This is a genomic window from Flavobacteriales bacterium, from assembly GCA_025210295.1.
In the GTDB taxonomy this organism is placed as follows: Bacteria; Bacteroidota; Bacteroidia; order Flavobacteriales_D; family Parvicellaceae; genus S010-51.
In genome coordinates, this window is sequence record JAOASC010000047.1 from 136,806 (window position 1) to 149,436 (window position 12,631).

Sequence of the window (12,631 nt, forward strand, 5' to 3'; positions counted from 1 at the left end):
ATTGCACAAAAATAAAAAAGAGGATAGATCAACTACCCTCTTTTCTAATAAATTCTATCTGATATAAATTATTTTGCTACTTTTTCTTTCGCTAATTTTACAGCATTGTAAACATTTACAATCCCTCCTGTACTCGATAATGTACCAAAAGCTACTTTTTTAGAAGGGTTTCCTGGCAATGGTGTTTCCATTTGACTTACATCCTTAACCGATTCTTTGATAATGTCTTTAATTTCGATCATGGTTAATGAAGGAAAGTATGATTTTAACAATGCTGCCACTCCTGCAACCATTGGAGCTGCCATACTTGTTCCTTGTGTACTTAGATACTCACTTTGAGGAACAGTTGAATAAATTTCTAATCCTGGTGCAAAAACATCTACTGTTTCATCTCCATAATTAGAAAATGAAGCCGCTAATCTTTTCTTATAACGTGTAGAAGCTCCTACTTCTAACCAGTTGGTAAAACGTTCTGATTTTTGCATTGATGGATAAACAGGTCTAGGGTAATTGCTTTCAACATCTGTATCTTTGTTACTGTTACCTGCAGCATGTACCAACAATACTCCTTTACTTTCAGCATAACGAATTGCTTTGATTACCTCAGCATCATTTTCAGAGTAGCCTTTTCCAAAACTCATATTCACCACTTGTGCCCCATTATCAACTGCGTAACGGATTGCTAAGGCAATATCTTTATCTCTTTCATCACCATTTGGCACTGCTCTAACTGACATAATTTTAACATTATCAGCTACTCCATTGTTTCCTTTTCCATTGTTTCTTACCGCAGCAATAATTCCTGAACAATGCGATCCGTGCATAGCATCTGGACCTTCTACATCACTGCTTCCATATTTTGTATCAGAAAAATCAGATGGATTATCACCAATAATATCTCTATCTTCTGTAAAGTCTTTGTTGTAATGATAGTTTACAGCACTGCTAAAATGGTGCATTCCTTGCTCTAAATATGCAGGATCCATCCCCATTGCTTTAAACCCTATCATGGCATTCGCTGCTTTTTCTAACTCTGGATCTTTTGCTGCTTTCTTTAAATCTTTAGTTGTATAATCTTTTCCATAAAGTTTAGTGAATTGCTCATCCATACTTTTTACATATTGTTGCATTTGAGCAATTTGCTTCATTTGCATTGCTGCTCCTTCACGCTCCTTTTCAACAACTGCTTTTACTTCTTTATATTTAGCATAATCAGCTTTATCAGCACTGCTGATGTCTCCCTCTTCTTTTCCTGCAAACTTTTTATCTAATCGTGCATAAATACGTGTAACTTCCAACTGGGCATCATTGGCGTTTTTCCCATTTGGATTACCTAAAAAACTCCAACCATGTACATCATCAATGTATCCATTGTTATCGTCATCAATACCATTATTTGGAATCTCATCTTCATTGGTCCAAATTACTCCTTCTAAATCTTCATGCTCTATATCTACACCTGAATCAATTACCCCAACAATCACTGTTTGGCTTTCCATGCCTTTCAATAACTTCTTGTAAGCTTTTTCTGTTTCCATCCCATACTTCTTACCATTATACCAGTTTAAAGTACCTTTTTCTGGGCCCTGAGCTACTAATGTGTTTCCTACCGAAGCTAAAAACACTCCTGCCAATATTTTTGCTGTAATATTCATTGTATTATATTTTTTTATAGATAAACGCCAAAACTAATTATTTTAATTCAATACCAACTGAAATATCATCCTAAAAATCAGAATTTAGAATTTCTTAACATTATTTCGGAAATAATCCCCAAGATGGCACCCTTAAACCGCTTATCTTCTGAAAAATAATCGATAACTTTGCATCAATTTTCAATACTAGTGCTGTTATGAGACACTTATTTCTTTCCCTAATTCTTTTCATAGGAAGTTCTACTTTCTGGAGCCAAGATGATTTATCCATAGAAGACGCGATTAAATTGGGTCTTGCTCAAAACTTTGACATTGTGATTGCCAATAAAAATGTTGAAATTTCAAAAAATAATAACAACTGGGGCCAAGCGGGAAGATATCCTAGTATTGACATTAATCTTCAACAAGGCAACTCCATTTCTGATCAAAGTAATAACCCTACTGCCTTTATTCAACAAGCCATACGTTCACACTCCTTTCAAAGTGGTTTAAATCTAAACTGGACACTTTTCAATGGTTTTAAAGTTATGGCCAATAAAGAAAAATTGGATCTACTTCAAGAACAGAGTGAGGGGAACGCATCGATTGTAATTGAAAACACCATTCAAGGCATTATATTGGCCTATTACAATGCAAAGTTACAACTTGAAAAAATAGCTTTATTACAGCAAGTATTAACACTTTCTAAAGATAAATACGAGTACCAAAAAGTAAAACAAGCTTTGGGTACTGCTGTAACTGTTGATCTACTTCAATATAAAACAGCTTATTTAACCGACTCTTCTTCTTTTGTAATGCAAGAACTTGCTTATAAAAATGCAGTAAGAAACCTTAATCTATTAATGGGAAACGAGATTAGTAAAACATGGAACCTTACCTCAAAGCTTACCACTGAAATGCCTGTTTTTGAATCCAAAGAGCTGGAGAACAAAATGATTAGTAACAACAATAACCTTAAAAATCAACTGATCAACTTGGAGCTTAGTCAAAAAGAACTAAAGCTAGCCAAAGCCAACCTCTACCCTGTTCTTTCATTTAATGCTGGAGCTCAAAACAGCAATAGTACTTTTGTCTTAGGCTCACAATCCGCCAATGGTACCACCATTAATTATTTTGGAAATTTCACCTTAGCCTTTCGTCTATTTGATGGTGGAAAAATCAAAAGAGCAATCAAAAATGTAGCCACCCAAGAGGAAATTACTAACCTTAATATCGAAAAAACAAAACTACAATTGAATCAAGAACTACAAATACAATTGGAAAATTACAATTCAAGGGTTGCAATTTTTGACATTAATAAACAATCCTTTGCAGCAAGTAAGCAAAATTTAGAAATCGCTCATTTAAAAGAAAACAGTGGTTTAATTAATTCTTTCAACCTCCGAGATGTTGAACTTGCATACCTCAGAGCTGGCGTTTCTTTATTTGATTCAATGTATGCTATTATCGAATCAAAAACGAACTTAACCAAATTAACAGGTGGTATTGTTGAAGAAAACTAAATCATTGCTTCATTTAATCAACGACTGAAACGAAAGAAACTCAAAGAGAAAGAACAATCCAACCTAAGCAATCTCCTGATTATCAAAAAATAAAACATTGTAATTTTGGATGACCTTTATTTTATTCAAGGTACTAAGAGAATATACCATGGTTTAACGGCTATGACTGTCTATCAAGCAGTTGATTTATACCTAGACAATATCCTCATTCAGAAAATTAATTGACGATAATAAAGCAGCATCCAATTAATGTTAACAGTTCTGCTTATCTAAATAAATATTTGCTTTTAAAATCGTTCAATTTCTCGTACCTTCGGCCTTTATCAAAAGATAGAAGCATGGAAAACGATAAAATGATTGACTATTTAAAGCATTTACTACCTACCATTCCGTCGGATTGGTTAACCTTAACTACCCACCGCTTAGATATTTATGATGAAGCTCAAGCAAAATTTCAGTTTCTAGAGCAACTTGAGTTACTATATAACAATAATGATTATAGTACTGCTTCGCTTAACCAATTGCCAACAGCATACGATTACATACGATTAGGACACCCATTATCGAGTGTATTAGAATGGGGAATCGCTAAAATTAACGCTGTTCCTTCAAAAAATGTAATTACATTTTCGTCTCAAACCATTCCTTTATTTGCGATCTTAAGAAAAAATTTAATTTTAAATAAAAAAACACAAATTCTATATACTGATAAACTTCCATCAGAATTGGATACGGAGATACTCCAACGTGTTTATCATTATGATTTTGAGCTGAAACAAATTGAGAATATAGACCATATTCCTGCTTTTGATGGAAGCACAATTCTCTTAACAGAAAATAACGAATTAAGTCAGTTAAATTTAACTGATGCGGTTGATTTTTACATCAACTTGGTTCCTAACTTAGGCAGTATTCTTGTCGTTAATGGAACAAAAAATAATGCTTACGTCTCTTCTATTCAACATGTTCGTAGAAGAGAGACAATAGCCATGACTCCTGCCAACACCCTTGTGGCTTTAAAACAATTAGTTGGAACTGCTTCAACAGCTAGCCCATCGCATAATAAAGCAAAAGACAAGACTAGTGTATTGCAATCTATTCAAGAAATTACCAACACCACCAGCAAGGCTATTGTGGCTTCTAGTGGACTTTCAACACAATATGCAATTGTAATGGGGTTAATTGATTATGCCTTTGAAAACTATGAAGGTAAAGCTATTAAAATTGTTGTTCCTCCCAACTGTTATGGAGGAACAAACGACCAAGCAAGAAGAATTGCTGCTTGCTATGACAATGTTTCGGTAATGGACCTACCAGTAGACGGTGACCACGATATGGTACAAAGTACTGATATGGTTTTGGATAGTATAGCTAAAGAAGACGCTGTCCCATTAATCATTGCTGAGATCCCAACAAACCCAAGGGTTGAGGTGCCTGACCTCATTGCATTAAAAAATGTTTTGAGTAGACAACGTACTACTGAGAATGGGGCTATAGCCGTTTCACCTGTTTTTATTTTGGATCAAACTTTCTGTCCAAACGTTCACTTCCTAGGAGATGACAATGTTTTATCTACAGTTCAAAGCATTGCCTATGTAAGTGGTTCTAAATTTCCTAGCGGTGGTAAATGTACAGCTGGGTATTGTGTTGCCAACAATAAAGCTGCTCATTTGATGGATAAAATTGAACAACATTTGTTGTTATGCGATAATGAAGCTACAGATTTACAATACGAAATCTTAGCACAGCAATTACCTTCTATGAATCAACGCATCAAAGATGCTTACAGCAACACTCGTAAATTTGTTGATTTTATTCAGAAAGAATTACCAGCAGCAAAGATCAACTTTGTATCAGAAGCACTTGCTAACGAAGGGTTTACCCCATCTGTTTTTTCATTAGACCTCCCTACTCAAGGTGATACTGCTGAGGAAAGAGAACTATACAAACGTACACTCAACAATCATTTAATTAACCTAATGATTACTAAAATACCACATGAAAGTAAGTATTGCGTAAGTTATGGTCAATTAAAGGGATGCTATTGGACCATTCCGGCAACATCAACTCAAGGAACAACAAAAGAAGATGATAAAGATTATATAGCTCGTGTTGCTTTATCTCCTAATATGGATTTAGAATTGCACCAAAAAATCTTTTTAGACTTTGTAGAAAAGCATTGCCCTAAACAAACCATAAGCACCTAAAAACCAACACAATAAACCCACCTAACTAAACAATAAGTATTTATACTTAGCTTGAAAGATATTGGGATTTATTTCATTTCCCTCAATAATTTGTGTTCTTTTGAATTGCATTCTAAAAAAATAGAATGCTCAAGTTTATATATAATCTAGGGGGAATTATATATAAAAATTTAGGAACTCTAGTTGTTATACTTCAACTATAAAAACAGAACACAGAAGCTCTATCCACCATACCACCATACAAAATCTACATCAACAGTTAACAACGAAAAAGATTTAAGTTCATCCATCTTCTGGAATAAATATACCTAGAGAAATCAAAAAGTGAGTTGCACAAGCTGTTATCTCGGTCGAAATAAGCTGAAGAGACCCTAAACCAGAAGTAGGCACAACACGTTTAATCATAATTCAAAATGAAAAATTTTTTAATTACCCCAACAATTATTATTGCTCTTTTTCTTTTTTCTTGTAACAAAGAAAAGAGACTTACTCCTGAACCAATTCCCTCAGAAAAAAAGACATATACTGATCAAAATGACTACAGTCAATTAACAATAAAGGATAACCTATTAGAGTTTACTTCTTTTGAGTATTACAAATCTTTTATGGGCGCTAAAGATGAACGCAAAACAGACTTCTTAATTCAGAAAATAAGGCAAAGTAACTTTAATTCTTATGAAAAGTTGATGCAAACAAAATCGAGCAAAAACTCCATTGATGATTTCATTGTAAACATTTTAAATCAAGACAATATTGTAAAAATTGACCAATGGTATCTAAAGTTAAATTTTGAAACTGAAAAAGTTTATGCTGTACCAGCTGAAACCACTAATGCCTATCAACTAGCAGCCAATGAAAAAACAACTAATGGCTCAGTTTATGAATTTTCATTTGAAGATGAGGTCATCACGCTACTAGAAGAAGGACAATACCAGGGGCAATCTACTTTTTGTTCTGATCGTAGAGCTAGCAGCAGAAGTCACCTAACCCCTGTACATCGAATCATTACCCATGGAAACATATATGTTAACGGAGAACTAAGAAGCGATTACAAGAGGTATGGAGTTTATTTCACCTTAATCTCTGAAGGGGCTTTGGTCAGCAACGACTTAAACTTTAATAGTAAAACGACAATGTGGTTTTATTTATCCAATTGCAGTTATGAAATCCGTTGCGGAGGAAGTCAAACTGGACGAACATACCCAACCAATTACCCTACCTATTTTAATGTTGTCAACTCTTCTACTGTTATCGGGAGATATAGATGGTATGGAGGTTCTAAGCAGTTAAAATCTTATGATTATAAAGTAAAAATGAGAATTGACCACACCTACACAACTACACCTCCTAACAGTTTCACTCCTACGTATTCATATTGGACACACATCGCTAACTCCTAACAAGTCAAAGACCAAAATCCAAGACAACAAACTACCCAATACGATTTATTATTTAAAATTTTAAATAAAAAAGGTCCAGACTCAATTGAATCTGGACCTTTTTACTATTTATGAATAGCGAGCTCTATTCTTCGGTTACAGGAGTATCTTCTCCTCCTTCACCGTCAATTATCTCTTCCTCATTTTCGTCTCGTTCTACTTTTGCTACTGCAGCAATAGTATCTTTCCCTTTAAGGTTGATCAGTTTTACTCCTTGAGTTGCTCTACCCATCGTTCTTAAAGAGTCAACATGCATACGGATCATAATACCTGATTTATTAATAATCATTAAGTCATCATCATCTGTAACTACTTTCATTGCAACCAACTCTCCTGTTTTATCAGTAATATTCAGTGTTTTAACACCTTTACCACCTCTATTTGTAACACGATAAATGGCTTCACCTGTTTCAGGATCATTCAATAAAGTACGCTTACCGTAACCTTTTTCAGAAACAACTAGAATCGTATGGCTAAAATCCTCTACACATACCATCCCAATTACTTCATCACTTGGATTCGTAATCGTAATTCCTCTTACACCAGATGCAGTACGTCCCATTGAACGAACTTTCTCTTCAGGGAAACGAATTGCACGTCCAGACTTCAATGCCATTAAAATCTCATTGTTTCCATTCGTTAATTTAGCTTCTAAGAGCTCATCTCCCTCACGGATACCTATTGCATTAATACCATTCGTTCTAGGTCTAGAATAAGCCTCTAACTTCGTCTTCTTGATAATACCATTCTTGGTACACATCACGATAAAGTTATTATTTACATATTCTTCATCTCTTAAGTCCTTAGTACTAATATATGCCTTAACCTTATCGTCTTGCTCAATATTAATCAAGTTTTGAATGGCTCTACCTTTTGCTGTTTTAGACCCTTCTGGAATTTCGAATACACGCATCCAGAAGCATTTTCCTTTTTCAGTAAAAACTAGCAGGTAATTGTGGTTAGTTGCCACAAACAATTCCTCTAAGAAATCTTTATCTCTCGTTGTCGAAGCTTTAGAACCTACTCCTCCTCTGTTTTGAACTTTATATTCATCCAAACGCGTTCTTTTAATATAACCTGCATGACTAATTGTTACAACCATTTCATCATCAGGGATTAAATCCTCTATACGCATTTCATTGGCTGAATACTCAATTACTGAACGTCTCTCGTCACCATACTTCTCTTTAACCTCAATTAGTTCGTCTTTGATGATCTGCATTCTTCTTGATTCATTTGCCAAAATATCTTTTAAATCAGCAATTGTTTTCATTAAGTCATCGTATTCAGCTCTTAACTTATCTTGCTCTAGACCCGTCAACTGTCTTAAACGCATTTCAATAATCGCTCTAGCCTGAATTTCAGATAGTTCGAATCGCTCAATTAAAGATTCTCTTGCAGCCTCAGGACTTTTAGAACCTCTAATAATTTTAATGACCTCATCTATATTATCTGACGCGATAATCAACCCTTCTAAGATGTGTGCTCTTTCTTCAGCTTTCTTTAATTCATATTGCGTTCTTCTAACGATCACATCATGACGATGTTCCACAAAATGGTGAATCATATCTTTTAGATTCAACATCTCAGGACGCCCATCAACTAAAGCAATGTTATTCACTGAAAATGAAGTCTGTAACGCAGTATATTTATATAATTTATTTAATACTACATTTGGAATTGCATCACGTTTCAATTCATAAACAATTCGCATTCCATTACGGTCAGACTCATCTCTTAATTCAGAAATACCTGTTAACTTTCCTTCTTGAACTAAACCAGCTGTTTTTTCAATCATATCAGCTTTATTTACCTGATATGGAATTTCAGTAACAATGATTGCTTCTCTACCTTCTCTAATCTCTTCTATTGCAGCCTTGGCACGCATAACAATACGCCCTTTTCCTGTCTCAAAAGCACTCTTTACACCTTCATACCCGTAGATAATTCCTCCAGTTGGGAAATCTGGTGCTTTGATATACTCCATTAAACCAGCAACATCAATATCTCTATTGTCGATGTATGCTATAGTTCCATCAATTACCTCTGATAAATTATGAGGAGCCATATTTGTGGCCATCCCCACAGCAATCCCTGCAGCACCATTAACCAATAAGTTTGGTATTCTAGTAGGTAATACACTTGGCTCTTTTAACGAATCATCAAAGTTAGGTCTAAAATCAACGGTATCTTTTTCTAAATCAGATAGTAATTCTTCTGCTGCTTTTCTTAACCTAGCCTCAGTATAACGCATAGCTGCTGGGCTATCTCCATCTACAGAACCAAAGTTACCTTGTCCATCTACTAACGGGTATCTCAACGACCACTCTTGGGCCATACGTACCATAGTATCATATACTGAAGAGTCTCCATGTGGGTGATACTTACCTAAAACCTCACCTACGATACGCGCAGACTTCTTATAAGCACTCGTGGATTTAACTCCCAAATCTAACATTCCATATAAAACCCTACGATGTACAGGTTTTAATCCATCTCTAACATCTGGTAATGCACGAGAAACAATAACCGACATCGAATAATCGATGTATGCAGATTTCATTTCTTCCTCAATACTTACCGGAATAATTTTTTCTCCTTTTTCTTCTGCCATTTTAATTTATAATGGTTAATTTTATTTTATATCTTGTATACAATTTTTACAAGCATTCGAAGATAATCAATAGAACGCTTTTTTTACCGCTTTAAAACGACGATTTGCTAACAAACAGTCTACCAAACTCAACTTACTGTTAATAACTATAATCCAAAATCCAATTTAAGGGCATTTTTAAGCGTTCTAATGAAAGATATTTTTTTTCTCGTCTATTTTTATGACTTCATATCCTTTTAAGATTTACACCTTGTTTTACTTTAATTGATTAAAAAGCTAATGCTTACATTTGTCAAAAAGATTAACAAAATGAAGCGCATACCATCGATTTCAATAAAAATACCAATTGCTCTAGTGCTTACTAGCCTGCTGTTACTACAAAATTGCTCCTCATCTCCTCAGCTCCCTGACCCATTAGCTGCAGGATGGAAAGGTGAAAAAGTCTGTAAAGTATTAAAAGAAAATCCTTCTATCCGCGTATTGGAATGCTCTTTCCCTCCTGGTGTTGGACACGAAAGACATTTTCATGCTAAACACTTTGGCTATACGCTTAAAGGAAGCAGATTTAAAATAACAGACCACAAAGGGACACGAGAAGTTGATGTTCCAACAGGTTATGATTTCTTTAACGAGGGGATCGAATGGCATGAAGTCCAGAATATTGGCGACAGTACCGCTGTATTTTTAATTGTAGAACCGAAATAGACAATGAGGTAATGAGATAATGAGCTAATTAGATAATTAGATAATTAGATGATGAGCTAATGAGATAATTAGATGATGAGATGATTATTAAGATTAAAGACCATTAGACTCTAGACTCCCCAATACTCTATAAACAACACTATGCTAGTCAGTTCGAGTAATTTATTTTGAAAAAATTAATTGTATCGAGAAGTTGACGACTTATTAAACTAGATGATAGAAAAGAGAATAGAGAGCAGAGACAATTAGACAATGAGGTAATGAGATAATTAGCTAATGAGACGATTATTGAGATTGAAGACCATTAGACTTAAGACTTCCCAATACTCTATAAACAACGCTATACTGGTCAGTTCGAGTAATTTATTTTGAAAAAATTAATTGTATCGAGAAGTTGACGACTTATTAAACTAGATGATAGAAAAGAGAATAGAGAATAGAGACAATTAGACAATGAGGTAATGAGATGATTATTGAGATTAAAGGCCATTAGACTCTAGACTCCCCACAACTCTATAAACAACACTATGCTAGTCAGTTCGAGTAATTTATTTTGAAAAAATAATTGTATCGAGAAGTTGACGACTTATTAAACTAGATGATAGAAAAGAGAATAGAGAACAGAGACAATTAGACAATTAGACAATGAGGTAATGAGATAATTAGCTAATTAGATGATGAGATGATTATTGAGATTGAAGACCATTAGACTCTAGACTCCCCACTACTCTATAAACAACACTATGCTAGTCAGTTCGAGTAATTTATTTTGAAAAAATTAATTGTATCGAGAAGTTGACGGACTATTTAACTAAGAGGATAGAAAAGAGAATGGAGAGAAGAGAATAGAGATGATAGATTAAAGACCACAAGATACAGACTCAAGACTTTTCTATTATTCAATAAACAGTTTTTAGTCTACACAAAAAAATTAGTGAATTATTTCAGAAACTTTTATCTTCGTGGTTTTTGGTATAGAATATGCCATTACCTATCTATATGATTAAATTTATTCTCTTTTTTGCATTTACTTTTTGCTCAATCCTTTTGATTGGACAGGAGAAAAAAATACGTATCATTCAAGCAGATAAATTGCAATACGATGAACAAATTAAAGAGGCTCAACAACTAATCGGTAATGTCATATTTGAACACGACAGTGCCTATATGTACTGTGACACCGCTTTACTCTATGTAAAGAGTAATAGCTTTGAAGCCTTTAGTGGAGTTAAAATTATTCAAGGGGACTCCATTCAAATGACAGGTGATACTGTAGTCTATTCTGGAGAAGAAAAAATAGCTAGACTAAAAGGAAACATTCACTTTTCTGACGGAAAATTACAACTAGTAACCAATCAACTGGATTATGATTTAACTACTAAAATTGGCTCTTATACCAATGGAGCAACGATCACAAGTTTAGAAAACAATAATGTTTTAATCAGCAAGATTGGATCCTATCATAGCGACGCTAAAACGTTGTTTTTTAAAGACTCTGTAAGGCTAACTAACCCTAAATATGTTATTGAATCTGATACCTTAACTTACAACACAGAATCGGAGGTCAGTTATTTTCATGGAGCCACAACAATTACATCTGATAGTAACTTTATTTACTGCGAGCATGGATGGTATGACACTCAAAATGAAAAAGCTGCGTTTTGGCAAAATAGTTATTTAGAGACCAAAGAACAACGTTTATCTGGCGACAGTATATTCTACGACAGAACAGCTGGGATTGGAGAAGCTTTTGGAAATGTATTAATACAAGATACAACCAATAAAGTTGACATTCAAGGAGGTTATGCTTTCTATAATGAAATCATTGATTCTTCCCTTGTTACAGATTGCCCTGTTTTTGTACAATACTTTGAAAAAGACACCTTATACCTTGTTGCTGATACACTTTCAATCCAACAGGACTCTACTACATCGCTAAAATTATTTAGAGCTTATCACAATGTTTTGTTACATAAGCCCGATCTGCAAGCTAGTTGTGATTCTCTAATATACTCAGAAACGGATTCTATGATGTATTTTATGAAAACTCCTATTATCTGGTCGGATAACAACCAATTGAGTGGGAAGAAAATAAATATTAGAACGTTCAACGGTAATGTTAAGCAGCTATACATTAACAAAAAAGCAACAATTATATCTGAAGCTGACTCTTTAAACGCTAATCACTTTAACCAAATACAAGGAAAAACTATTGAAGGCCTTTTTAATGATGAGAATAAATTGGAAACGGTATTTGTAAAAGGAAATGGAGAAGTCATTTACTTTATGGGAGAAGACCAAAAACCATTGACTGATATGAATCATACTCAATGTGCTGAAATGAAAATACTATTAAAGAGCAATGAAATAGACAAAATCAAATTCTATAACAAACCTACTGCTTCACTTAAAGCTATAATTGAAGTGAATGAAGCTGATAAAAAGCTTTCTCAATTTAGCTGGAATACTGAAAAGAGACCTCAATCACCTGAAGATATTTTGGACTAAC

General features: G+C 34.2%; 7 protein-coding genes. 5 read left to right on the forward strand and 2 right to left on the reverse strand.

What is annotated here, in order from left to right; genetic code table 11:
- Positions 1-68: 68 nt before the first annotated feature.
- A complete protein-coding gene (locus tag N4A35_16010; protein MCT4582918.1) occupies positions 69-1,655 on the reverse strand; it encodes a S8 family peptidase in 1,587 nt (528 codons plus the stop codon).
- Between the two features lie 197 nt (positions 1,656-1,852).
- On the opposite strand from N4A35_16010, the gene N4A35_16015 reads away from it, so the two are divergent.
- The 3 genes from N4A35_16015 (at position 1,853) to N4A35_16025 (ending at position 6,764) form a co-directional block, all read left to right on the forward strand.
- The gene (locus tag N4A35_16015) at positions 1,853-3,157 is read left to right on the forward strand and encodes a TolC family protein (GenBank protein ID MCT4582919.1); all 1,305 of its coding nucleotides are present in this window, start codon (positions 1,853-1,855) and stop codon (positions 3,155-3,157) included.
- A gap of 338 nt (positions 3,158-3,495) precedes the next feature.
- Positions 3,496-5,364, forward strand: coding sequence for a PLP-dependent transferase (locus N4A35_16020; GenBank protein MCT4582920.1), 1,869 nt, complete (start codon positions 3,496-3,498; stop codon positions 5,362-5,364).
- Between the two features lie 413 nt (positions 5,365-5,777).
- Entirely contained in the window at positions 5,778-6,764 is a 987-nt protein-coding gene (locus N4A35_16025; protein ID MCT4582921.1) for a hypothetical protein, read from the forward strand.
- Between the two features lie 124 nt (positions 6,765-6,888).
- Here N4A35_16025 and gyrA read toward each other — a convergent pair whose 3' ends face one another.
- The gene (gene gyrA / locus N4A35_16030) at positions 6,889-9,417 is read right to left on the reverse strand and encodes a DNA gyrase subunit A (protein MCT4582922.1); all 2,529 of its coding nucleotides are present in this window, start codon (positions 9,415-9,417) and stop codon (positions 6,889-6,891) included.
- 309 nt (positions 9,418-9,726) lie between these two features.
- Here gyrA and N4A35_16035 point away from each other — a divergent pair, with 309 nt between their 5' ends.
- Both N4A35_16035 and N4A35_16040 read left to right on the forward strand, forming a co-directional pair.
- A complete protein-coding gene (locus tag N4A35_16035) occupies positions 9,727-10,122 on the forward strand; it encodes a cupin domain-containing protein (protein MCT4582923.1) in 396 nt (131 codons plus the stop codon).
- 999 nt (positions 10,123-11,121) lie between these two features.
- On the forward strand, positions 11,122-12,630 hold the full coding sequence (locus tag N4A35_16040) for a hypothetical protein (GenBank protein MCT4582924.1): 1,509 nt from the start codon (positions 11,122-11,124) through the stop codon (positions 12,628-12,630).
- Position 12,631: the final 1 nt, after the last annotated feature.